This is a genomic window from Pseudarthrobacter sulfonivorans (genome assembly GCF_031454915.1).
Lineage (GTDB): Bacteria > Actinomycetota > Actinomycetes > Actinomycetales > Micrococcaceae > Arthrobacter > Arthrobacter sulfonivorans_C.
In genome coordinates, this window is the sequence record NZ_JAVDRS010000009.1 from 68,115 (window position 1) to 89,704 (window position 21,590).

Genomic DNA, 21,590 nt, shown 5'->3' on the forward strand with positions numbered 1-21,590 from the left:
TAGCTGTGACCATAGTGGCGCCCCGCTAGTTCAGCTTGGCGTCGGTGATGGCCCCGGAGTCCAGACCCCAGGTCTCGAGGGACTCCTTGTACTCCGGGGTCTCAAGGACGGACTGGAGCGCTTTCTGGAATGCCGGGGTCAGCGGCGAGCCCTTCTTCAGGCCGACGGCGGTCAGGTCGCTCGAGCCGACGTTGACCCGGCCCAGGATGGTGAAGGAGCCCGGCTGCTGCTTCTCTGCCCACCCGAGCGAGGTCGTGTCGTAGAGGATGCCGTCGATCCGCTTGGAGTGCAGCTGGGTCAGGGCGTCCTGGATGTTGGGCAGCGTCACGGCGTTGATCCCCGGCTGTCCCTTGGAGGTGCAGGTCTGCTCGTTAAGGGCCGGGAGGCGCTTGAGCTGGCCGGTCGAGCCCTGGGTGACCGCGATGTTCTTCCCGCACAGGGTCTCGACGGTGAGGTTCAGCGGGTTCCCGGCGGCCGCGGCCACGGAGTTGCCGGCCCTGAAGTAGTCGATCATGTCCAGGACCTTGAGCCGCTCTTCGGTTTTGGACATAGTCGTGGCGGTGAAGTCGAACCGGCCACCGTCGAGGCCGGGGACGATCGTGTCGAACTTCGTGTCCACGAACTTCAGCTTCAGGTCAAGCTTCTTCGCAATGAGCCGGGCGACGTCCGGGTTGAGCCCGATCGGGGTCTGGTTGTCCTCCGCGAGGAAAGTCGTCGGAGGGTAGTGCAGGTCCATCGCGACCGTGAGCTCGCCCTTGTCCTTAAAGGACTGCGGCAGCAGTGCCACGGCAGCCGCGTCAGGCTGGATGCCTTCTGAGATGTCGGTGGTGTTGTTGGTTTTTGCCTCAGATCCCGAAGTGCTGGTGGCCGCGCCGCCACAGGCACTCAGGGTCAACAGAACAGCGAGGCCCGCGGCCGCCGTCTGGACTTTGTTGATGGTCTTCATGGTGATTCCCTTCGAATGGTTTCAGCCTTCTGTGTTGGCTGAAACGTGGCAAGATTTACAAGGAACTTCCGCTGGGCATCCCCCCGGAGCCTGACTGCGAAGATCAGTCCCGGTGATACCTGAGGACGTCGGTGTGATCCGGATCTCTCCTTTTCTAAAAGCAATGCAACCCCTTCAAGTGCAGATTGTCAACAATTGACAGCAACTAATTTTTCCATCCAGGCACTCACGCTGCTGTTGGGAATGGTTCGCAAATTGACTGCGATGAACTGTTGACAATCGACAATTTCCGGGCATACAGTCGGTGATAACGGGAACCCCGGTCCCATGCTGGACGCAGGAACTTCCTGGTGCCGGGCACGCATCCTGACAAAACATAAGGGCCCCCAAGAGGGCCCAACCAATCCTCAGAAGAAACGGACGAATCATGGCAGACACGAACTTCCGGCCGAAGTACATCTCTTTTGATATCTACGGCACTCTCATCAACTTCGACATTGACCCCACCACGCGCCGCCTGCTCGATGGCCGCATCTCAGAAGAGCAGTGGCCCGCCTTCAAGAAGCAGTTCCGCGGGTACCGGTTCGACGAGGTCCTTGGCGACTACAAGCCCTACGAGCAGATCCTTCAGGATTCCTTTGACCGAGTATGCAAGCGCTGGGGCATTGGGCCGACCGAAGGCGCCGGCGCAGAGTTCGCCGAGGCTGTACGCGGCTGGGTTGCCCACGAGGACGTGCCGGCTCCGCTGAAGCTGATGGGCGATAACTACCAGCTGGTGGCTCTGTCCAACGCAGACGACAGCTTCCTGGAGATCAGCATTCCCAAGCTCGGCGCTGATTTCCACGCCGTGTTTACCGCTGAGCAGGCCCAGGCCTACAAGCCGCGCTACCAGGCCTTCGAGTACATGCTGGACACGCTGAATGCCAAGCCTGAGGACTTCCTGCACGTCTCCTCGCACACCCGGTACGACATGCATCCGATGCACGACATGGGCTTCCGGAACCTCTGGATGCTGGACCGTGGCTATGACCCCATTGGTGAGGGCTACGACCTCAACACCGCTAAGTCCCTGGACGAGATCAACAAGCACCTCGGTCTCTAAAACGACTCGAGGCGAAAGGTCGAACCGTGAAACTCATTCCTTACTGGCTGGACACAGCCGAAGCATCCGGAGACTACCGGCAGACTCCGGTGCCGGAAAATGTCGATGTGGCAATCATCGGCGCCGGATTTACCGGGCTGTCCGCGGCCCTGGAATTTGCCAAGCAGGGCGCCAGCGTTGCCGTTTTCGAAACCCACACCGTGGGGTGGGGTGCATCCGGCCGTAATGGGGGAATGGCGACGACCGGGTTGGCCATCAGCTTCAGCACCGCGGTCAAGCGGTACGGGGCCAACCGTGCCGTGGAGATGTTCCAGGAATACAACGATGCCATCGACACCATCGAGAAGCTCGTGCATGACAATGGCATCGACTGCGACTACAACCGCTTCGGAAAGCTTTCGCTGGCGTTCCACAAGTCCCACTACGAGGGCTTCCTGAAGTCGCAGGAGAAACTGGCCACCCTGGCCGATCACCATGTCACCGTGATCCCCAAGTCCGAGATCCACAGTGAAATCGGCACGGACTTCTACCAGGGCGCAATGGTTGACCCGCTCGGTGCCGGTCTGCACGTGGGCAAGTTCGTCCATGGCCTGGCCGGAGCGGCTGTTGCCGCCGGAGCCGACATTTGCGAGAACGCTGCCGTGACCGAGCTGAAGAAGGTCTCCGGCACCGTGCACGACGTGCACACCACCCGGGGCATCACCAGGGCCAAGCAGGTCCTGGTCGCTACCAGCGGCTACACCGGCAACATCACCCCGTGGCTGCAGCGCCGCGTGATCCCGGTGGGCAGCTTCATCATTGTCACTGACCCGCTGCCCGAAGACGTGGTCAACCGGATTCTGCCCAACCGGCGCCAGGCCTCCGACAGCAAGATGCTGACCTACTACTTCCGGATCACCCCGGACAACCGTCTGCTCTTCGGCGGCCGGGCCCGCTTTGCGCTGTCCAGCCCGGACTCGGACGTCAAGAGCGCGGAGATCCTGCGCAAGGCCATGCTCGAACTCTTCCCGTACCTGTCCAACGCCAAGGTGGACTACATCTGGGGCGGTCTGGTGGACCTCTCCATGGACCAGATGGTTCACGCGGGTCAGCATGACGGACTCTTCTACTCCCTCTGCTACAGCGGACACGGGGTGCAGATGGCCGCGCACATGGGCAAGAGAATGGCCCACTACATGGCCGGAGACAAGTCCGCCAATGTGTGGGGAGACCTGAAAAACCCGCCCGTCCCGGGCCACTTCGGTCCGCCCTGGTTCCTGCCCTTCATCGGCGCAGCGGCAAAAATCATCGACCGGGTCAAATAGGCAGGATAAGGGTTCACATGCTTTCATCAACGACCGCGGCTCAGGCGCGCCCGAAAACAGCTGAGGAAACGGGTTATGGCCGGGCAACCGTGGCCAACCTTCCTGGCGGTGCCTTTTTTGAAGGTCAGTGGCAAACCACTGACATGACCCTGGAAATACGGGATCCTGAAGATGGCATTCTGCTTGGCCGGGTCTGCACCTCAACACCGCAAGATGTGCGGCGCGCGATCGCGCACATTCATCGCCACCTCCAGACTGACAACTGGCCTCTGCGTTCACGCCGCGTGGCGCTGGAGAATGCTGTACAGCTTATGGGCGAACAGTCTGAGCGGTTCTCGAAGATCATTGCCGCGGAAAGCAGCAAGACGATCGTCGAGGCCGAGCGTGAAGTGCGGCGTTGCATGGAAACCCTCAGGCTTTCTGCCGCCGCTTCGAGCGAGCTGACGGGGGAGACGCTGGGCTTTGATGACAGCATGGCCGGAGGGAACACGATCGGATGGTACAGCCGAAAGCCGGTAGGGATCGTCGCGGCCATCACGCCGTTCAATGATCCACTGAACCTTGTGGCACACAAGCTGGGTCCGGCCATCATCGGAGGCAACGGCGTCGTGCTTAAGCCTTCCGGCCGCACCCCGCTGTCCGGGCTGGCACTGGTCCAGCTCCTGCTCGAAGCGGGTGTTCCGTCGGGACGTATCGCGGCGATCGTGTCCGGTCCGGGCGTTTCCGAAGCGCTGGTGACGGATCCACAGGTGGATCTGATCTCCTTCACCGGCGGTCCCCAGACCGCGGACCGCATCGCCGCCGCAGCAGGCGCCAAGAAGATCATCTCCGAACTCGGCGGCAACAATGCCACGATTGTCTGCCCGGACGCTGACGCTGTCCAGGCAGCCGATGCGATTGTGGCCGGAGCGTTCGGTGTGGCCGGGCAGAACTGCCTGTCCGTGCAGCGCGTGTACGTCCACACCTCGCTCTTCGAGCAAGTCCTCGAACGCGTCATCGCCAGCACCAAGGCACTCAGGACCGGGTCCAAGCTCGACCGGAACACCGACGTCGGGCCCCTCATTTCGGAGGACGAGGCCCGGCGCGTTGAGGAATGGGTGGCGGAAGCGAAGGCTGCCGGCGCCACCGTACACGCCGGAGGCAAACGCCGTAACGCCTACTACGAACCCACGATCCTGACCGATGTGCCCTCGGAATGCCGGGTGATCCGGCAGGAAGTGTTCGGGCCAGTCGTCAGCATCCTGCCCTTCATTGAAGCCCAGGACGCCATTTTTGCAGCGAACAACACTGAGTTCGGTCTCCAGGCAGGTGTCTTCACACAATCCATCGACCTTGCCATGGCCATCGCCGACCGGCTGCACGTAGGCGCCGTTGTCATTAACGAAACCAGCGACGTCCGTATTGATTCAATGCCCTTCGGTGGTTTTAAGAAATCCGGCGTGGGCAGGGAAGGTGTCAAGCACGCAGTGCGTGAGATGACCGAACCCAAGAGCACCATCATCAAACTGGCGGCGTCAGCTACCCGGTGGCATCAGCTGACGGGCACTATGGAAGGAAGTGGATCATGAGGAACCACAAAATCGCGGTCATCGCCGGTGACGGCATCGGACAGGAAGTAGTCCCGGCAGCGATCGAATGCCTTGAGCGGATTGCGCTGATCCATTCCCTGAACCTGGAGTTCACCTATTTCGGCTGGGGATCCGACTACTACGGCCGCCACGGACGGATGATGCCCGTTGACGGCCTGGAACAGTTGGCGCAGCACGATGCCATCTTCCTGGGCGCCGTGGGCTCCCCGGCTGTGCCGGACGCAGAATCGCTTTGGGGTCTCCTCATCCCGATCCGCCGGGAATTCCAGCAGTACATCAACCTCCGTCCTGTAAAAACGCTCGACGGCGTGAAGTCGCCTCTTGCGAACAAGGAACCGATCGATATCCTCATCGTGCGTGAAAACAACGAAGGGGAATACTCCGAGGTCGGCGGTCGCGCCTACCGCGGCCTGCCGCACGAAACCGCGGTGCAGGAAACCATCTTCACCCGTCTGGGAGTATCTCGGGCCGCACACTACGCCGCGTCCCTCGCATCCTCCCGGAAGGGCCACCTGACGTCGGCCACCAAGAGCAACGGCATTATCCACACGATGCCCTTCTGGGACGAAGTGGTTGAGGAAACGACCCGGCTCTATCCTGATGTGACGCTGACCAGCGAGCTCGTTGACGCGTTGGCTGCGCACTTGGTCCTGAAGCCCTGGACCTTCGATGTCATCGTTGCCTCCAACCTGCTGGGTGACATCCTTTCGGACCTGGGAAGCTCCGTCACCGGCTCGATCGGAGTGGCGCCGAGTGCCAATTTGAATCCCGAAGGTGATTTCCCGTCCCTCTTCGAGCCGGTCCACGGATCCGCACCGGACATCGCGGGCAAAGGACTGGCAAACCCGGTGGGGCAGATGTGGTCCGGAGCGATGATGCTCCAGCACCTGGGCCACCCGGAGGCTGCCGAGCACCTCCAAATGGCCTTCGAGTCTGCCCTTCGGGAAGGGCTCGGGACCCGCGATGTCGGAGGGCCGTCGTCGACGTCCGAATTCACTGCCGCAGTCCTGGCCGCGATCGACGTCATCGACGAGATTGCCGCAACCACGGCAAGCAGGCCGGCGGCAGCACCGGCGTCGTCATGACTGCCCCGGAACGCGAGCGGCCCGTCGTCGCAGTCCTCTACCGGGAGGCTTTGCCGCCCCGGCTGGAAGAGATCGAACACCTGGCCGAAGTACGCCTGGCCAAAGCCGACGGACTGGCTGAGGCCATGGACGGCGCGGACGTTCTGTACCAGTGGCACTCGTTTTCCCCTGCCTTAAAGGAGAACTGGGATGCAGCCTCGTCGCTGCAGTGGGTTCATGTCTCGGCGGCGGGTGTGAGCCAGTTGCTTTTCAATGAGCTGATCCGCAGCAACATCGTTTACACGAACTCGCGCGGGGTGCTCAGCCGTGCCATTGCCGAGTTTGCACTTGGCTTTGTCCTGGACATGGCCAAGGACGCTCACGGGTCGTTCCTGCTGCAGCAGCAGCGGCGCTGGCAACACCGGGTGACCCGGAAGATCCAGGGCCAACGGGCACTCGTGGTGGGCACAGGTTCCATCGGACGGGAGACCGCGCGTTTGTTCCGGGCCGTGGGTATGGAGGTGAGCGGGGCCGGGCGCACAGGTCGATCGCGCGACGGCGACTTTGATGTGGTCTGTTCCTCGGCCGATCTGGCCAACGTGGTGCAGGACTTCGACTATGTCGTGCTCGCGGCTCCATTGACGGCGGCTACGAAGGGCCTGGTGAACGCGGGCGTCCTTTCGGCGATGAAGCCGTCAGCGCGCCTGATCAATGTGGGGCGGGGCGAACTCGTTGAGACAGATGCCTTGACCGAAGCGTTGGCCTCCGGCTCCATCGCCGGCGCTGCCCTTGATGTTGTGTACCCGGAGCCACTGCCTGAAGGGCACGCGCTCTGGAACATGGCGAACGTGATCATCACGCCTCACATGAGCGGCGACACCGAAGATTATCTTGACGATCTGGGGAAGCTGTTCGTGGATAACCTCCGTCTGTTCATCGGGGGCCAGCCACTTCAAAACGTCGTGGACAAGTCCCTCGGATTCGTCTCAGTTTCCTGATTTTCCATCTTTAGAGGACCCCGACATGCCCCTGTCAACGAAGACAACAACGATCAGTCACTTCATCAACGGCGTTGAAACCACGGGAGAGGGCAACAGCATCCTGCCCGTTCGCAATCCGGCAACGGGCCAGATGACCGGTGAATTGCGCCTCGCCAACGAAGCAGACCTGAATACCGCCGTCGCCGCGGCCCGCAAGGCCGCCGAGACCTGGGGTGACATTTCCCTGGCCAAGCGCACCGCGGTGCTGTTCAAGTTCCGCGAACTCGTCGCCGCCCACGTCGATGACCTCGCCGAACTGATCACCGCCGAACACGGCAAGGTCCTCTCGGATGCGAAGGGCGAGATCGGCCGCGGCCTGGAGGTCATCGAGTTCGCCTGCGGCGTCCCACAACTGCTCAAGGGAGACTACTCGGACCAGGTCTCCACCGGGATCGATGTGTTCTCCTTCCGCGAGCCGATCGGCGTCGTCGCCGGTATTACCCCGTTCAACTTCCCCGTGATGGTGCCGCTGTGGATGGCGCCGATGGCGATCGCCACCGGCAACGCCTTCATCCTCAAGCCCTCCCACCGGGTCCCTTCCGCGGCCATGCTGCTGGCCGATCTCTTCACGCAGGCCGGATTGCCCGACGGCGTGTTCCAGGTCCTGCACGGCGACCGTGAAGTGGTCTCCGGCCTGCTGACCCACCCGGACATTGACGGCATCTCCTTTGTGGGGTCCACCCCGGTGGCCAAGCACATCAATGAAGTGGCGACCGCGCACGGCAAGCGGGTCCAGGCTTTGGGCGGGGCGAAGAACCACGCCATCGTGCTGCCCGACGCCGACCTGGACAACGCTGCCGACCACCTGGCCGCGGCCGCGTTCGGCTCCGCCGGCCAGCGGTGCATGGCCATTTCCGTCGCTGCCTCCGTCGGGGACGCCGCCGATCTGCTGGTGAAGAAGGTCGAGGAGCGCGCCGTGGCAGTCAAGGTCAAGAACGGCACCGAGCCCGACGCCGACATGGGCCCGGTCATCGGCGCGGACTCCAGGAACTTCATCGTCAAGACCATTGGCGAGGCGGAAGCCGCGGGTGCCGCGATGGTGGTGGACGGCCGCGACCTGGTGGTCCCCGGCCATGAGGAAGGCTTCTGGGTTGGCCCCACCGTCATCGACCACGTGAAGACGGAAATGAGCGCGTATACCGAGGAGATCTTCGGTCCGGTCCTCGTCGTGGTCCGCGTTGACACCCTGGAGGATGGCATCAACCTGATCAACTCCAACCCGTACGGCAACGGCACCGCCATCTTCACGTCCTCCGGTGCCGCTGCCCGGAAGTTCCAGCGCTCCGTTGATGTCGGGATGATCGGCATCAACGTGCCGCTGCCGGTGCCGGTGGCCTACCACTCCTTCGGCGGCTGGAAGGCTTCCCTGTTCGGCGACAAGCACATCTACGGACCGGAAGGCGTCTCCTTCTACACCCGCGGCAAGGTGGTCACGTCCCGCTGGCCCGAGGCAAGCCACGCCTCGGGGGCCTCGTACAACTTCCCTTCGAGCTAATGGCCAAGGTCAAGGCAGAACAACCGCGACGCTCTCCGATTGGACTACGGTTTCCGACGAAATCCCGCCTGCTCCACAAGCTCGGTAAGCCATGGGCGATGCCCCTGATGGAAGACCATTCCGTCTGGCAGACCCTTGACTGTAGGCGTGGAATTGACGATGTCGATTGTTATTCGGCCACCTGCCATTGGCGCGTTGCTGATGTGAAGATCGCCGTAGGACTCGGGCAGCACCGGATCCATCCAGAATCCGCCGCGCGAAACATGGGTGTCGTACCTCATCATGCTGGTCACCAACTGGATCGGTGTGGTGGCTGCCCAGGCCTGAGGGGAGCAGGCAGTCGGATAGGGCACGGGTGCCGGAAGCTGCCCACGGTCAAAACCGCAGAACAGTTCCGGCAGCCGTCCATCGGAGAACTCTGCCGCTTCCAGGAGAGCGGTAGCGATCCGTTGAGCCTCGTCGACAAACCCGTATCGCATGAGTCCTGCTGCGATGACCGCATTGTCATGCGGCCAAACCGAGCCGTTGTGGTAGCTGGCCGGGTTGTAGGCTCCCATGTCACTGGCCAGCGTCCTGACTCCCCAGCCGCTGAACATTTCCGGCGACATCAGCCGCTCTGCTACCAGGGGGGCTTTGTCCTCATCAACTAAGCCGACCCACAAACAATGCCCCATATTGGAGGCACATGAGTCAACCTGACGCTTCTTACCGTCGAGGGCGACGGCGTAATAGCCGCGATCAGGCATCCAGAATTGCTCGTTGAACTGTTCTTTCAACCGTGCCGCCCGATCGGCCAGTTCTGTGCCTAAAGCCTGGTCACCGGCGTCGTACGCCATCCACGCGCGGGCCATGTAAGCGTCATAAACATAGGCTTGAACCTCGCACAAGGCAATGGGAGGTTCAGCCAGACGGCCGTCGGCGAAGTTGATGCCGTCCCAGGAGTCCTTCCAGCCCTGATTGATCAGGCCCCGTGGGTTGAGGCGCTCGTATTCCACGAAACCGTCACCATCTTTGTCGCCGTAGTCCCTGATCCACTCCAAGGCACGGTCGGCATGGGGGAGCAGCCTGGCGATGGTGTCCTTGGCGAAGCCCCAGCGGCTCACGGACCCCAGGACAATGACAAACAATGGAGTGGCGTCAACGCTGCCGTAATAGATGGATTTCCCACCAAGTGCGAGGTCGCTGGATACATCGAGACGGACCTCGTGCAGAATCTTTCCGGGCTCCTCCTCACTCAGGGGATCCACTGCCCGGCCTTGGCGGTCAGCCAGGGTCTGCAGCGTGCCCAAGGCCAGTGATGGATCGACCGGCATGGCCATCTCCGATGCCCACAGTGAGTCACGGCCGAACAATGTCATGAACCAAGGGGCTCCGGCCGCAACGACAACGCGATCAGGATGTACGGGGTCCTCGATGCGCAGGGCGCCCAAATCGTCGTAGCTTCTGCGAAGAGTCCGTTCAACGGACTTGTTGCCGATCTGGACGACGGGAATCTTTGCTACCCATTCCTGTCGACGCCGGTCCCGGGGCGACAAGTCGTCACCGTCCGTGTGGACAAACGACGGCGGGGGAGAACTCTCTGCCTCGTTGCTCGGAACGGCGGTGAGTACCGTACTCCACTGGCTGTGCGGCGCGATCGATGCGCGATATTTGAGGGTGCGTTCCGTGACGGCGGCTCCAGGCGCCTGGACCAGGATGCCCTTTCGGACGTCATGCCAGACCGCCCGGATGGTGAGCGAATCTCCCGCAGCATGGAGCGTCTGATCCCAGCGCCGCCGGATCCTGGCCTCCTTCACTTCAAAGAGGTCGGCGAAGTCCGCTTCAAGGCTCACGGCAACGTCACATCGGACCGGCTCCGGCGAATAGTTACGAATAGTGATCTGTTCCTGGATGCCGGCACCGACTTCCCGAAGCCGCTCCACGATCACCGGGCTGTCGGCATACCCGTCCGTGCGAGGAACGCGCCCCACAAAGAGTGCCCGGTAGGGTTCCTTGGTTTGCGCTGTCAGCGGCTCAAGGGCCTGCCCATTAATGGTCAGATTCCAGCGTGAGAGGATTCGAGTGTCCTGGAAGAATGCCCCGTGCGGATGCTCAGGGTGAATGTCTCCATTCGCAAGCGAAATGCAGAAATTGGATCCCTCGACCAGCGTCACTGTTCCGGCCCCAAGAGGTCCGGCCGCCGTGTCCGCGTTCCACCCAGCCAATTCAGTCTCCCTCGACCCATTGGTCCGAAACGCCGTTGACAGGGTTCCGTATTGTCGTGGGTCTCGGATTCCATCCTTATTTTCGAAGCTACGCCGCTCTCGTGAAAGGCGCCAGAGCAAAAGATGCCATCGACGCAGGGCGCCGGGCCAAGCGCTCAACGAGTTTTTCGGGAGGATCAACAAAAGCCATTAGCTGATGATCGAGGCTCCCACGTTAGGGATGCGGGAAATCCGCGGTGTGCCGTTGGTCCCCGGTATCCCTCAGGAGGCGTAGGCAACGTCGGTGATGAGTAACTCGTAGTCATCTTCGATGTGGAACAGGCGGCGATCACCGAGACCGTCAATCACCCAGATCATTTGGCCATCATCTGTTCGTTCATCGATGGTGCCTTGGTGGCACCGCACGCCGTGACGGTTAAGGGTGACGGCGTCACCGCGCTGGAGTGAGGTCCACATGGATACTTGCTTGGCTGTACGACCACTCTGTCGCATTTTTTGCCTTTCTTATCGCACGGGCCATGAGATGGCCTTGTGGGGGCGAAGAGGTAAAAACTCTGCTTCCACCCTATCGTCGATTGTTGACAATTGCTAGACTGCCTTTGTGCCGTGTCAACAGAGACCGGCATTTTTCACAGCAGGGCTTAGGCCCGAGAAGGAGAAGCCATGGTCAAGGCGACTGTCATGAGTAATGCAACTACCGAGAACCCGGGTGAGCACATCCTGAAGGAGACCTCCACCACCACGCCCGGATAAACTGAGGTATCCCTGCGCCTTTGGGCCAGGGAGGGATTGAAGACGGGTATCTGGGAGGTAACCCCGGGGACTTTCAAGAGCACCAGGCCTGGGTATGACGAGATCTGCCAGATTCTGAGTGGAACCGCGACCATCACGGAGGCAGACGGAAGTAGCTTTGAAGTCGGTCCGGGCTCCTTGTTCGTGACGCCCGCCGGGTGGGAGGGTACCTGGCTCATCCATGACACGCTTCGCAAGATGTGGGTGGTGGCGGACCTTCCTGCCGCTGCCGGCTGACACGGGACTACCCCTGACGCTCCTGCTGGAGGAATGTCATGAAGAAAAGACACCTGGCTGCGCCGCCCACTCCGGACCTCGCCGAAAGCTCTCGCACTGGGTACCAATGCCCGAAATCCGGGTGGTGGCTGGCCCGTGAAGACCCGGGCGACGCAAGGTTCATCACGAAAGGAGACGTGATGCCTGCCTCTGGCGGCGGACCGGTGCTCTGGATAATGAAGGCGACGGCGGACATGCAGTACCCCGGACCGGCAACGCCTTTGCAAGCCAGCTCTTTGGCTTAGCGGCACGCGATCCTGACGATCTGCGGTGGCACGCTCCTGGGCCGGCCGACAGTCAGAGCTGGAAGTGGCATCTTCGCTGTGGCCCTTGTTTGCCGCAGCGAAGATGCCGTTCAGTTGCGGCGTTTCGGTGCTGGAGCCTGGGTCCGGTTCGGGTTGAACATGCGCTTGGGCGCGCGTTGAACATGCGCTTGGGCGCGCGCCCACCTGTGACTTTCGCCAATTGAAGGTCGAACCTGGCAGTGCTGTTTTAGGAGCCTGGCTGGTGCTGTGGGGTGAGTTGGGTTGCGAGGCCGGAGAGAAGGATGCTGAGTCCCTGGTCGAGTTCGCCGTCGCCATCGTAGTCGGCGAGAACGGGTCCCAGCGCGCGGAGATGGGGGAAGTCTTTGGCCGGCAGGCGGTGCAGGCCCAGACGCAGGATGGCTTCGTTTTCTTCCGGGTCCACGATGTACTCCTGGAGTTCGTTCAGGATGTGGCCGTAGAGGAATCCGTAGTAGGCGCGGTAGACGTGCAGCGCCGCCGACGGGGTGAAGCCGGCTTCGATCAGCAGTGCCAGGATCTGTTCCAGGGGGCGCAGTGTGCCCAGCGGGCGCATGCCCAGCGGGGTAGAGAGGGGTCGGGTGACCAGCAGCGGTACGACGTTGGGGTGGCGCAGGGCCAGGAGCCTGAGGTCGTGGGCTATTTTGCGCAGCTGGGCCTGCCAGTCGGGGTCATCGGGGAAGATGGCCAGTTCGTTCAGGACCATTTCCGAGACTCCGTCAAGCAGGGCGGCCCGGTTGGCTGCGTAGCGGTACAGGCTCATGGGATCCCGTTGAAGTTCCTGTCCGAGGCGGCGCATGGTCAGGGCGTCCAGGCCTTCCGCGTCGACCAGCGCCAGCGCGGTGGAGAGTACGAGATCCCTGCTCAGGCGAGGCTTCGGGGCCTCTGTCGGGTGGTCGGATTTTTGGGGGGAGCCCATTAAGTTTCCATCCTCTTCGTTGCCTCGAGCCTACCTATTGAAAGATACGTAAGCTTGCTTATCATGTAGTCTACGCGTACTGTCTACATTGTAGAGACGTTGTCGACATGGTTTCAGTAGAGGGATCAGAGTTTGCATGGCTGCCACGGCCGCTCACACCCTTTATCAGGAGAACCATTGACTGCACACACCCAGAACGAGCACACCAGCACCGTCCGCAACGCCAATGACATCAAGGTATCGACCTGGACCCTCGAGTTCGCCGTCTATGTCGCCGCTGTCATCGCCACGATCATCACCGCTGCAGTTGTCGGGGATGACGCCAGCGAGAACGGCGTCGACGTCTTCAATGCCAACGACGCGATGCAGTACATCACCTTCCTCACGGTCGGTCTGATGGTGGCCCGCGGTCTGGCGAAGGCCGGCAACCGCGTCCACAACAACAACGCCTAACGAGCGCCCTCCCCGTCCCTCACCGCGGAAACTGACTGACCCTGGCGCGGCCCCTTGGGGGTGCCGCGCCAGGGTCATCCTGCCCCACCCCGTATTACAACCTGCCGGAGAACCTCAACGATGATCCGGCAGTTCCGCTCAGCGTCCCGTGCAAGGCACTGAGCTTGATGCCGCTGTAGCCGAATGGCGGACCACACGCACCTTGTTGAAAAGAGCCACCATGGCACATTCACATTTCGACCAGTTCCTCGAAGAAGCCACCTACCGCGACCGGGAGTCCGATTCGACTCTTGATAAGGATGTCTTTTACGGCCTGTACACCAGTTGGTGCTACATATCCCAGACCACGCCACAGCCAGAGCGCATCTTCTGGGCAGCGATGAAAGAGCTCGTCGGTTCCGGGCACAACGGCCTGCAGATGAAGGGCCCGGCGGCCGCCGACTACATCCTGACCAGCTACCAGGCTGTGGTCTGACCAGATTGACCATGACATCGAGCAGCTACGTCCCCCGTGACGTATACCAGCCCCGCGGGAAACGGCCCTGGTGCGCAACCTGCGACACCGATCAGTATCTGATGTTGGAATCCCCAGCAGTAGTGGGCTGGCAGACAGGGACTCTCGCAGTCGCCGTCCACTGTTCACAGTGCTGTGTCTCCCGGGTCATGGACACCACCGCAGACCACGTCGCAGCCTTCCCATGCACTTAGCTAAGCAGGAGGATTTGGTTCATCAGAGTGGACGCTACTTTCACTGCGGAGAACCGATGTCTTTACCCGAACCCCGGGCCCAAACCACCCTGCGGACATTTACCACCCGGTCCGACGCCGAACACTCTCGGGCGGCCTATCTCGCCACCCAGGTCCTACGCTGCCGGTGCGGGTTCCAGGTGGAAGTGCCCTGCTGACCCACCCAGCCCAATGCCTCACACGGCAGGAAAAAGGTACTCCCCGAACATGACGACCCTCAGCCACACGACTGCCCCCGACGCCACTTCCGCCGCGGGGCAGAAATACCTCACCTCTGTAGAGGACCTTGACCTCACGCCTGAAGGCCTCGCCGACGCCCCGGCCCATCAACAGGACCCCGAAAGCATCGTCCATACCGGCAACAGCTAAGCACTGGGCTGAGCCAGGTCGTCCCGTCAGCTACCGGCGCCCGGTATCCCGCTCAGGGCGGGAAGAGGGAGGGCGGACAGCAGCACTATCCTCTGATCCAGTCCTGGACACCTACCGGACGGGCACAAATCACCAACAGCCACAGCGCATGAAGATCACGGAGCGCACAATGACCACTGCATAATCCGAATGCGGTATGCGCGGTGATGGCCGCCGGGAACGCCAACGACCACCGACGGACCACTGGCACCCAGCCTCTTGAGGAAGCCATCGCAGGCGGCGCCGTACGGCACATCGACCTCCTGCGCATCCGGACAGGCCACGGCGAGGACGCCGCTGCTGAGTACGCTCACTCCTACATAGGGTTCGGCCTGACACCCGTCATGGCCATCGACCTTGAAAAGGGCAGCAAAGGCGCCTTGAAGGAAATGCTCTCCGTGATGCGCACGTTCTCCAAATTCAAACCATTCCAAATTCGGCAGAGCGACGGCAGACACCGGAAGTTCGACAGCCTCGTCTTTGCCAATATCGCCGAGATGGCGAAGTACGCCACCCTCAGCGAAGCCGACGACAAGCTCGCCGACGGCCAATTTGAAGTCATCACCTTCCCGCACCGGCCAAAGTGGCGGGTACTGCTGACGGCCCTGAGGACAACCACCCAGGGGCTTGGCGATCAGCCGAGCGTCAGCAGCTACCGGTTCACCACCCTCAAACCCATCCCGTATCAGATCGACGGCGAAGTGAAATCCGTCGATCACAAGACTCCGGTCACCATCGAATGCGCAGCAGCCGCCCTCGCCACGCTGGGGTAGGCGCAGGACGCAATGGTTGACCAAAATGAAAGGAAAGCCGGTGACAGCCGCAAGCGACAAAATAGATGAAGCAGAACCGGAATCAGTTGGAGGGGTGCTGTCCTGGATGCGCCAGCCGTTGACGCCGAGGATCGTCACGACGGGGTCCCTGACCTCGCACGTGCACTTTCTGGCAGGTCCTGCGGACGCTTCAGGTCCGGTCTTTGTGTTGCTTCACGGCATCGGAATGTCCCACCGCTACTTCCGCAGGCTCCAGATCCTCCTCGCCCAGCACGGGGACACCTACTCCATCGACCTGCCCGGTTTCGGCGCAACGCCCAGACCGGATCGACAGCTCAGCGTCCCTGATTACGCCGCTATCGTCGCGGCAACACTCAAAAAAATGGGGGCCACCCGCGTCGTGGTGATCGGGCACTCAATGGGAACCCAGTTCGCGACCGAGCTCGCCGTTCAGCATCCGGACCTCGTTTCCCACGCCGCACTCCTGGGCCCGGTGGTGGACTCGGCGCGCCGCACAATCCGCCAGCAATCCATGGCTTTAGGGCTTGATTCGCTGATGGAAAGCCCGATGGGCAACGCGATAGTTGTCACCGACTACGCCCGCTCTGGGCTGCGCTGGTACCTCACTGAACTGCCCGTCATGATGTCTTACGACCTCGAAGTGCGCCTAGGGGCAGTGACCCAACCCGTTCTGGTCATCCGCGGCTCACGAGATCCGGTAGCGTCCCGGCCCTGGTGCCACAAACTGGCCGACACCGCCCCGAACGGGCGCTTCCTGGAAATACCCGGTAAACCACACATTGTCCAGCACGGTGCGGCTACCCGCACCGCCGCCGGCATCCTCGCCCTAACCCGCACCTAGAAATGTTAGTGCCGGGTCGGTCGTCCCGATAGACAGCTACGGAGGCTAGGCAGAAACGACCGTTTGAAGGTAATCCGAAGCTACGGCCACCATTGGTGCCGGCACACAACAGCCAACCTCCCAAAAGGCGAACTCTCAGGGGTAGGGTTTGCCCTAGCCGACGAAGGGGTCACCATGAGCTACAAATATCGAACTGTCCGGGTGCGCGGTACCGAGCTGGTTGGAACAATTGCCAGGAAGCACGGGAGTGCGGCTGAGATCTACGAAACGTCCAAGGACCCTAGCACATCGGTGGTTCCGGTGTTCTTCGAGGCAACGGGCGAGATACGTTTCTTCGACAGGTCAGCGCTGGAGGACGTGGTGGCGCCAGCCAGTTGACAGCACGGACACACGGGGGCTGGCCGCGCTGGCCTTCCCGATGGGACGGTTGGTCAGATTGGTGACTGCCCGCGCACGCGCGCAGGCCATTCGACAACTAGTGCGTGCACCAGGGCCGGGTTGCTCGTGCAGCAGCGCATGGCCAGCGCTATCGACCGCGGCAAAGGTGGCGCGAGCGTAGTAATCAAGCAGTTCCCAGGGGCCTGGGTCTGTGCGCCGGATGCCGGCATCGGCTCGCGGATGCAAGGTCGGGCCAATGCGGGACGCTGAGGGCGGGGAAATCAGCCCCGAACCCTTCCGTGCTGATCGTGAAGAGAGTAGGAAACAGGGCTTCCAGGTTGCAGCAAGCGAAGACGTTTCAGACGACGAGATCGGCGGCCTCGCCGTCGAAGTCCGAAGAGCCGCGTCGGCAGTCATCGTCCCGTAGACATCTCGGAGCAGCGCCGACTCTCAACGGAGCCCGATTGTTCAGGACTATCAGACGAAGATTTGTGTTGATGTCATTCGTTCAGGCCGCCTCGGGAAGTATTTATCACGACGGCGGTGTCCTTCATCAGGCCGAGTTCGCGGGCGCCGATCATGTGGCGTGTGCTGGGCAGGAGCGGTGCGTGCAGGGTGATCCACGATGTTTACAGATCCGGGATGCCTCAAGCACAGGGGCAAAGTGGCTAGTCTCATCGATCGAATCCACACGCCTAGAACCCACCAGTTTCTCTCCTCTTGGGTGACTACGTGATGACGGTGCCAAATGTCAGTGATGCGCGTTGGAGCTCCAAGCTAGGCTAGTGGTCCCTCGGCGGCGCCGTAAGCCGATTGGCCAACGGACGGACAGTGATGCCCAGCCACTGGAGCTAATCGCTCCGCATTGATAGCTTCAAGGCATGGTCATCAAATTCGAAAATGTGGGTATCGCCGTTCGCGATATTGAAGCAGCAATCGCCTTTTTTACCGATCTCGGTCTTACGGTCATTGGCCGTGACACGGTCAGCGGCGAGTGGACCGATACTGCCGTTGGTCTTGATGGAAACCACGCCAACATCGCGATGCTCCAGACCCCAGATGGTCATGGTCGGCTGGAGCTCTTCGAATACATCCATCCCGAGGCGATCGAGTCGCATCCGACTCGTCCCAACGACATTGGCATGCACCGCGTGGCCTTCTCGGTGGACGACATCGATAAGGCCCTCGAGGTAGCTGCAAAGCACGGATGCCATCCGCTGCGCGGTGTGGCGACCTACAAGGACGTCTATAAACTCACGTACCTCCGGGGCCCCAGCGGAATCCTCGTGATGCTCGCTGAGGAACTGAAGAAGGACTAACACCCGAATCGGCCCAATCGGCCTGTATTGCTAGGCCCCAGGGTCGAGAGACTGTCCGGTGAAGGCGCGACTTTCAGCGGAGTAGGCGTCGTCTGGTATGCGTGCAGACGACTTCTGAAACTGACAACCGGACTCGACGCGGTGCGACGTTCGAATTTGTCCACGACAGGGCGACCATCGGCGGCGGAGTCATCTTCTACGCCTTCGCTCCCTACCCCCTGCAACTGGCTCAATGGGCCCACCGCTTCGGGTGCCCCACAACAGGACAAGCCCACAAAGACTGGATGCGTAACCCCGTCGGCCACATTATGGGCGCGATGTCTATGGGCAGGAAGTGCCGCACCCCGGGTCCCCGTCGACCTGGACCCTGTCCTCAGCGATCGGCGCGGCGATCCGGCGGCACGAATACACCGGGCCACCCACGCCGAGACCCTCGTGAGCCGCGCCTACCTCAACGCCCGCAGCCGGGACTGGCTCGAACCGGCAGGCTACTCGCCGATCGTTGACACCTTCAGCGGAGTCCTGGGCCAGCCAGCCACGCCCCGCTCACCCGCAGGCGAGCGCTCGGCCGGCACCGTGCGCATGGGACTCGATCCAGATTCGACCGCAGCAGCGGTGATCTTCTGCTTCGTCCTGGTCGCGCAGGGCGCCGCATGAATGATCATCAGCGGCCGCATGCAGGCCATGGCGGCCGCCGACGGCTCATTCTTCGGAGGCTTCTTCGGCCGCTTCCACCCCAAGCTGCGCATGCCGATCCGCGTCAACACGCTCTCCGGGGTGGTGGGCTCGTGGGTGGCGATCTTCCCCGGAACACTCGAGGTCCTCTTCGGCCTGGAGTACGACTTCGAGGCAACCTGGGGCGTTTCGCAGTTCACCTTCGAGGCCTTCGCGCTCGGCACGCTAGGGTGCGTCCTGGCCCTGGGACTCGTTGGTTATGCCCGCGGCAAGAAGGTCCGCGAGGCCGGGGCGCCCAGCAGAGATGCCGCCCACGATGCAGGCGCCGATAACAATGGCGCGCTCCTTCCCTGAAGCTGATCCCGGCTTTCCCTTGGTGGGGCTAAGAAACCGTGCTGGCACGGAAGCGTCCAATGCCGCCGCGCACGGACCATGGGAGTGACGGTTTACGGCACCCGGTTTAACAGGACCGGGTGCGCGCACGAAACCGGCAATCAACACCACACTCACTCACACCAGGAGAACCTCCCATGTTTATGAACACCCTGCGGCAACGGACGGGCCGCTCCGCCACCGCCGTTCTGATTGCCATGATGCTTGCTGCCTTCGCCTTCGTTTTCATCGGCAGCACGCTGACGGCGGCACCGGCCCACGCCCTGTGTAGCGGCTCCAGCCAGGCGACTGGAACCTGGAAGAACACCGACCCCAACACCAACTCAGTCACGAAGGTGGTGCTGGACTGGGGCTGCGCGGACCAGGCGCTGTGCGATACGAGTGGGCACTGCGTCTATCCCGCGGGGTCCATCCGGGTGTTCGGAAAATGCCACCCGACCGACTGCGACTGGGGATCGCGGCGGACCTTTGCTGAAAACGGCGGATGGGAGAGTGCCACCTACAAGCACAGCTGGGCGACCAAGAGTGTGTGGGTCAAGCCCTACCAGTACTACGGCCGCACCTACCTGCGGGTATGGGTCCATACCGATTTCACCCCGGCGGATGGCCGGCAGGACTACACCACCGACGTGTGGATGCTGAAGTAATCCAAGACAAAGAGGTCCGGGGTGTGGCTGCTGGTTACCGGCGGCCACACTCGCCGTTACAGGCACGGCAGGGGCCCCGCAGGAAAGGCGGGGCAGCCCCGGGCGACACTTGGTCCGGTAACGCCTCAGTAACGCGTCCCCTGAAGGGTTGAGTTGTTGATTTAAACAGGAAGGCGACGCGATGAGTGAACTACGGAGCGAATGGACGCCGCAGCAGGTGCAGGCGAACCTCGGCGAAGTAAACGAGAATTTGCCTGAAGCGCGGACCACCGACAGGTTTCCGGTATCCGGCACTGCAAGCGGAATGGACATGCGCGCAGGTGAGCAGCCGTACGAGGAGGACGCGGACGCGGCACCTGGTGCAGGCCGCGAACTCCGGATGCCACCAGACCCGCCACGACGCCCTACGGAGCAGGGCGGTCGGTGATGGGCCTCTATTTCCAGAACGGCACCGCGGAAGCTATCTTCGTCGCCTACGCCTACCACGCCCCCGGTTGCGAGGGTGGCACGGACTGGGCCAAGAAGGGCTGGTACCGCATCGCACCCGGTGGCACAGCGAAGGTCCTCAGTGGTTGGGCAGGGCCTGGCAAGTACTTCGTCTTCGCCGAGAACGAACTCCGCACCCGAGCCTGGTCCGGACAATTCTTCACGCAGCTGCCCTCAAGAGCGTTCGATTGGTGCTGGCAAACCGGGAGCAGCGATAGCCGCACGCTTGGCCTTGCCAAATTCGAAGTGGCGTGGGGAATCATGGATCACACCGTCCGCCTCACCTGAGACTGTCTGCGCTCGTTCGGGACGACCAGCCTCGAGCCGTCCGCTCCCGCCAGTCAAAGACATGCGGGCATGATGGGATTCCTACTTGTTGGTCTTCGTCTCGGGCTTTCCCTTGTCCGCGGCAGGTTCTTCCTTCGCCGGTTCTTCAGCTTTCTTCTCCTGCCTGCTGGGGCTCCACTCGTCTAAACCTTTCAGCGGTCTGCCGATGAGCAGGAGGGTCGCAGGCGAAACAGCCATCAGGGAGAAAACGAAGACCAGGACCGCCATCTCCCACCCGCTGATGCGGCCGACGATAACCAAGCCAAACAAGCCCAGCACGAACACGCCAGCGACGACTGAGGACGGCATCAGCAACGGTAGGACTTTGTTGGAAAGCTCCCGCCACTTCGCCAGATGTGCATTTATTTCAGTTGCGGTAACCACCGCCCCCTTCATGAGGTTGACCCGCTCAGCTTGGAATTCGTTCACCAGCCCCTCGCGCTTGACCTGCTCAACAGTCATGCCATGTTTCTGCTCCAGAATCTTCTTTGCCAGGCCAGATCGTTCCTCGTCATCAAGGTGGGCGAAGAGGGCGGCATCGTCAAAGCTGCTGCCGTATGCGGCCGTGTGCGGTCGGTTGACGACGTACTCTACAAGCTTCTTTGCGAGCTCTTCCTGACTGTCGGGCGTGAGCGACGTCCAAAGATATTCCGGGATTGCCGGGAAGACGTCCGACTGTGGGGCAGTCTTTTTCTCAGGCTCGTCCGCAGGTTTATCAGGCTTTCCCGCCGCACTATCGGATTTTGGCGGGTCCTCGGGCTTGGGCGGCGGGCCTCCGGGCTCGAAAAACACTGGGGCTTGCAGAGGGTTTTCGAGATAGGGCTTCGATACGATGCTGCTAAGATCCGACAGCCGTTTGTCTTGGATCAAAAGGGCAAACTGGCTGGCAGCCTCGTCTTCGCTATGCACTTGCCGCAAGAGGAGACTCGCAGGGGATGTTTCTGCTGAATGGGGCACTGCCTGCCACCCATGCTCGAGTACTGCCGCCAATTGTTCTTCAGTGAGGGCTTCCTCGGTCTTGGCAGTTGCCAGGAAAACTTTGTCGTCCATGGTCACTGATCATGGCCCTGCCACCCTGATTTTGGAAGGTCTCCTGACCAAGTCCTGTCG

Annotated in this window: 26 protein-coding genes; 20 read left to right on the forward strand and 6 right to left on the reverse strand. The window is 61.7% G+C overall.

From position 1 onward, the window contains the following. Window positions 1-25: 25 nt before the first annotated feature. A complete protein-coding gene (locus J2808_RS18215; protein ID WP_309819461.1) occupies window positions 26-946 on the reverse strand; it encodes an ABC transporter substrate-binding protein in 921 nt (306 codons plus the stop codon). A gap of 427 nt (window positions 947-1,373) precedes the next feature. Here J2808_RS18215 and J2808_RS18220 point away from each other — a divergent pair, with 427 nt between their 5' ends. Genes J2808_RS18220 through J2808_RS18245 form a run of 6 tightly spaced genes read left to right on the forward strand, consistent with a single transcriptional unit; the run spans window position 1,374 to window position 8,540 of the window. After that, window positions 1,374-2,048 carry a haloacid dehalogenase type II gene (locus J2808_RS18220; RefSeq protein WP_309819463.1) on the forward strand — a complete coding sequence of 225 codons (675 nt, stop codon included), beginning with the start codon at window positions 1,374-1,376 and terminating at the stop codon, window positions 2,046-2,048. Window positions 2,049-2,074: 26 nt separating this feature from the next. Continuing rightward, window positions 2,075-3,352 carry an NAD(P)/FAD-dependent oxidoreductase gene (locus tag J2808_RS18225; RefSeq protein WP_309819465.1) on the forward strand — a complete coding sequence of 426 codons (1,278 nt, stop codon included), beginning with the start codon at window positions 2,075-2,077 and terminating at the stop codon, window positions 3,350-3,352. A gap of 17 nt (window positions 3,353-3,369) precedes the next feature. Continuing rightward, the gene (locus J2808_RS18230) at window positions 3,370-4,920 is read left to right on the forward strand and encodes an aldehyde dehydrogenase family protein (RefSeq protein ID WP_309819467.1); all 1,551 of its coding nucleotides are present in this window, start codon (window positions 3,370-3,372) and stop codon (window positions 4,918-4,920) included. Then, window positions 4,917-6,026, forward strand: a complete 1,110-nt coding sequence (locus J2808_RS18235; RefSeq protein ID WP_309819469.1) for a tartrate dehydrogenase — start codon at window positions 4,917-4,919, stop codon at window positions 6,024-6,026. Before J2808_RS18230 ends, J2808_RS18235 begins: the two co-directional genes overlap by 4 nt. Next, complete coding sequence (locus tag J2808_RS18240; protein WP_309819471.1) at window positions 6,023-7,003, forward strand: D-2-hydroxyacid dehydrogenase; 981 nt, start codon at window positions 6,023-6,025, stop codon at window positions 7,001-7,003. The genes J2808_RS18235 and J2808_RS18240 overlap by 4 nt, the downstream gene beginning before the upstream one ends. 25 nt (window positions 7,004-7,028) lie before the next feature. Beyond that, window positions 7,029-8,540 (forward strand): CoA-acylating methylmalonate-semialdehyde dehydrogenase, encoded by a 1,512-nt coding sequence (locus J2808_RS18245; RefSeq protein WP_309819472.1) that lies wholly within the window; start codon window positions 7,029-7,031, stop codon window positions 8,538-8,540. A 44-nt stretch (window positions 8,541-8,584) separates the two neighbouring features. On the opposite strand, the gene J2808_RS18250 is transcribed toward J2808_RS18245, so the two are convergent. Both J2808_RS18250 and J2808_RS18255 read right to left on the reverse strand, forming a co-directional pair. Then, entirely contained in the window at window positions 8,585-10,744 is a 2,160-nt protein-coding gene (locus J2808_RS18250; RefSeq protein ID WP_309819474.1) for an amylo-alpha-1,6-glucosidase, read from the reverse strand. 261 nt (window positions 10,745-11,005) lie between these two features. Beyond that, window positions 11,006-11,200, reverse strand: coding sequence for a hypothetical protein (locus tag J2808_RS18255; RefSeq protein ID WP_309819476.1), 195 nt, complete (start codon window positions 11,198-11,200; stop codon window positions 11,006-11,008). 333 nt (window positions 11,201-11,533) lie between these two features. On the opposite strand from J2808_RS18255, the gene J2808_RS18260 reads away from it, so the two are divergent. After that, a complete protein-coding gene (locus tag J2808_RS18260) occupies window positions 11,534-11,773 on the forward strand; it encodes a cupin domain-containing protein (RefSeq protein ID WP_309819478.1) in 240 nt (79 codons plus the stop codon). 531 nt (window positions 11,774-12,304) lie between these two features. On the opposite strand, the gene J2808_RS18265 is transcribed toward J2808_RS18260, so the two are convergent. Continuing rightward, window positions 12,305-13,012 carry a TetR/AcrR family transcriptional regulator C-terminal domain-containing protein gene (locus J2808_RS18265; protein ID WP_309819480.1) on the reverse strand — a complete coding sequence of 236 codons (708 nt, stop codon included), beginning with the start codon at window positions 13,010-13,012 and terminating at the stop codon, window positions 12,305-12,307. Window positions 13,013-13,189: 177 nt separating this feature from the next. Between J2808_RS18265 and J2808_RS18270 the strand changes: the two genes are divergently transcribed. The 7 genes from J2808_RS18270 (at window position 13,190) to J2808_RS18300 (ending at window position 17,060) form a co-directional block, all read left to right on the forward strand. Next, a complete protein-coding gene (locus tag J2808_RS18270) occupies window positions 13,190-13,465 on the forward strand; it encodes a hypothetical protein (RefSeq protein ID WP_309819482.1) in 276 nt (91 codons plus the stop codon). Window positions 13,466-13,685: 220 nt separating this feature from the next. After that, a complete protein-coding gene (locus J2808_RS18275) occupies window positions 13,686-13,940 on the forward strand; it encodes a hypothetical protein (RefSeq protein WP_309819484.1) in 255 nt (84 codons plus the stop codon). A gap of 479 nt (window positions 13,941-14,419) precedes the next feature. Next, window positions 14,420-14,581 carry a hypothetical protein gene (locus tag J2808_RS18280; RefSeq protein ID WP_309819486.1) on the forward strand — a complete coding sequence of 54 codons (162 nt, stop codon included), beginning with the start codon at window positions 14,420-14,422 and terminating at the stop codon, window positions 14,579-14,581. 206 nt (window positions 14,582-14,787) lie between these two features. Then, window positions 14,788-15,393 carry a diacylglycerol/lipid kinase family protein gene (locus tag J2808_RS18285; protein WP_309819487.1) on the forward strand — a complete coding sequence of 202 codons (606 nt, stop codon included), beginning with the start codon at window positions 14,788-14,790 and terminating at the stop codon, window positions 15,391-15,393. 40 nt (window positions 15,394-15,433) lie between these two features. Continuing rightward, a complete protein-coding gene (locus J2808_RS18290; RefSeq protein WP_309819489.1) occupies window positions 15,434-16,255 on the forward strand; it encodes an alpha/beta fold hydrolase in 822 nt (273 codons plus the stop codon). A 174-nt stretch (window positions 16,256-16,429) separates the two neighbouring features. Next, window positions 16,430-16,633, forward strand: a complete 204-nt coding sequence (locus J2808_RS18295; protein WP_309819491.1) for a hypothetical protein — start codon at window positions 16,430-16,432, stop codon at window positions 16,631-16,633. A 256-nt stretch (window positions 16,634-16,889) separates the two neighbouring features. After that, a complete protein-coding gene (locus J2808_RS18300) occupies window positions 16,890-17,060 on the forward strand; it encodes a hypothetical protein (protein WP_309819492.1) in 171 nt (56 codons plus the stop codon). Between the two features lie 73 nt (window positions 17,061-17,133). Here the strand turns inward: J2808_RS18300 and J2808_RS18305 are convergent, their stop codons facing one another. Next, a complete protein-coding gene (locus tag J2808_RS18305; protein WP_309819748.1) occupies window positions 17,134-17,253 on the reverse strand; it encodes an NAD(P)-dependent oxidoreductase in 120 nt (39 codons plus the stop codon). 261 nt (window positions 17,254-17,514) lie between these two features. Between J2808_RS18305 and J2808_RS18310 the strand changes: the two genes are divergently transcribed. The 6 genes from J2808_RS18310 (at window position 17,515) to J2808_RS18335 (ending at window position 20,441) form a co-directional block, all read left to right on the forward strand. Then, entirely contained in the window at window positions 17,515-17,952 is a 438-nt protein-coding gene (locus J2808_RS18310) for a VOC family protein (protein ID WP_309819495.1), read from the forward strand. A 435-nt stretch (window positions 17,953-18,387) separates the two neighbouring features. Beyond that, window positions 18,388-18,609 (forward strand): hypothetical protein, encoded by a 222-nt coding sequence (locus J2808_RS18315; RefSeq protein WP_309819497.1) that lies wholly within the window; start codon window positions 18,388-18,390, stop codon window positions 18,607-18,609. Further along, window positions 18,610-18,981 carry a hypothetical protein gene (locus J2808_RS18320; RefSeq protein WP_309819499.1) on the forward strand — a complete coding sequence of 124 codons (372 nt, stop codon included), beginning with the start codon at window positions 18,610-18,612 and terminating at the stop codon, window positions 18,979-18,981. A gap of 176 nt (window positions 18,982-19,157) precedes the next feature. Next, entirely contained in the window at window positions 19,158-19,667 is a 510-nt protein-coding gene (locus tag J2808_RS18325) for a hypothetical protein (RefSeq protein ID WP_309819500.1), read from the forward strand. A gap of 181 nt (window positions 19,668-19,848) precedes the next feature. Further along, window positions 19,849-20,094: a hypothetical protein gene (locus J2808_RS18330; RefSeq protein WP_309819502.1), complete on the forward strand. Its 246-nt coding sequence runs from the start codon at window positions 19,849-19,851 to the stop codon at window positions 20,092-20,094. Continuing rightward, window positions 20,094-20,441, forward strand: coding sequence for a DUF1036 domain-containing protein (locus tag J2808_RS18335; protein WP_309819505.1), 348 nt, complete (start codon window positions 20,094-20,096; stop codon window positions 20,439-20,441). Before J2808_RS18330 ends, J2808_RS18335 begins: the two co-directional genes overlap by 1 nt. Window positions 20,442-20,522: 81 nt before the next feature. Here the strand turns inward: J2808_RS18335 and J2808_RS18340 are convergent, their stop codons facing one another. Next, window positions 20,523-21,530, reverse strand: a complete 1,008-nt coding sequence (locus J2808_RS18340; protein WP_309819507.1) for a hypothetical protein — start codon at window positions 21,528-21,530, stop codon at window positions 20,523-20,525. Between the last annotated feature and the right edge of the window lie 60 nt (window positions 21,531-21,590).

Coding starts and splice junctions, on each gene's coding strand:
- J2808_RS18215 (WP_309819461.1), bottom strand. CDS start 946: ATGAAGACCATCAACAAAGTCCAGACGGCGGCCGCGGGCCTCGCTGTT.
- J2808_RS18220 (WP_309819463.1), top strand. CDS start 1,374: ATGGCAGACACGAACTTCCGGCCGAAGTACATCTCTTTTGATATCTAC.
- J2808_RS18230 (WP_309819467.1), top strand. CDS start 3,370: ATGCTTTCATCAACGACCGCGGCTCAGGCGCGCCCGAAAACAGCTGAG.
- J2808_RS18235 (WP_309819469.1), top strand. CDS start 4,917: ATGAGGAACCACAAAATCGCGGTCATCGCCGGTGACGGCATCGGACAG.
- J2808_RS18240 (WP_309819471.1), top strand. CDS start 6,023: ATGACTGCCCCGGAACGCGAGCGGCCCGTCGTCGCAGTCCTCTACCGG.
- J2808_RS18245 (WP_309819472.1), top strand. CDS start 7,029: ATGCCCCTGTCAACGAAGACAACAACGATCAGTCACTTCATCAACGGC.
- J2808_RS18255 (WP_309819476.1), bottom strand. CDS start 11,200: ATGTGGACCTCACTCCAGCGCGGTGACGCCGTCACCCTTAACCGTCAC.
- J2808_RS18265 (WP_309819480.1), bottom strand. CDS start 13,012: ATGGGCTCCCCCCAAAAATCCGACCACCCGACAGAGGCCCCGAAGCCT.
- J2808_RS18275 (WP_309819484.1), top strand. CDS start 13,686: ATGGCACATTCACATTTCGACCAGTTCCTCGAAGAAGCCACCTACCGC.
- J2808_RS18280 (WP_309819486.1), top strand. CDS start 14,420: ATGACGACCCTCAGCCACACGACTGCCCCCGACGCCACTTCCGCCGCG.
- J2808_RS18285 (WP_309819487.1), top strand. CDS start 14,788: ATGGCCGCCGGGAACGCCAACGACCACCGACGGACCACTGGCACCCAG.
- J2808_RS18295 (WP_309819491.1), top strand. CDS start 16,430: ATGAGCTACAAATATCGAACTGTCCGGGTGCGCGGTACCGAGCTGGTT.
- J2808_RS18300 (WP_309819492.1), top strand. CDS start 16,890: ATGCGGGACGCTGAGGGCGGGGAAATCAGCCCCGAACCCTTCCGTGCT.
- J2808_RS18310 (WP_309819495.1), top strand. CDS start 17,515: ATGGTCATCAAATTCGAAAATGTGGGTATCGCCGTTCGCGATATTGAA.
- J2808_RS18320 (WP_309819499.1), top strand. CDS start 18,610: ATGATCATCAGCGGCCGCATGCAGGCCATGGCGGCCGCCGACGGCTCA.
- J2808_RS18325 (WP_309819500.1), top strand. CDS start 19,158: ATGTTTATGAACACCCTGCGGCAACGGACGGGCCGCTCCGCCACCGCC.
- J2808_RS18330 (WP_309819502.1), top strand. CDS start 19,849: ATGAGTGAACTACGGAGCGAATGGACGCCGCAGCAGGTGCAGGCGAAC.
- J2808_RS18335 (WP_309819505.1), top strand. CDS start 20,094: ATGGGCCTCTATTTCCAGAACGGCACCGCGGAAGCTATCTTCGTCGCC.
- J2808_RS18340 (WP_309819507.1), bottom strand. CDS start 21,530: ATGGACGACAAAGTTTTCCTGGCAACTGCCAAGACCGAGGAAGCCCTC.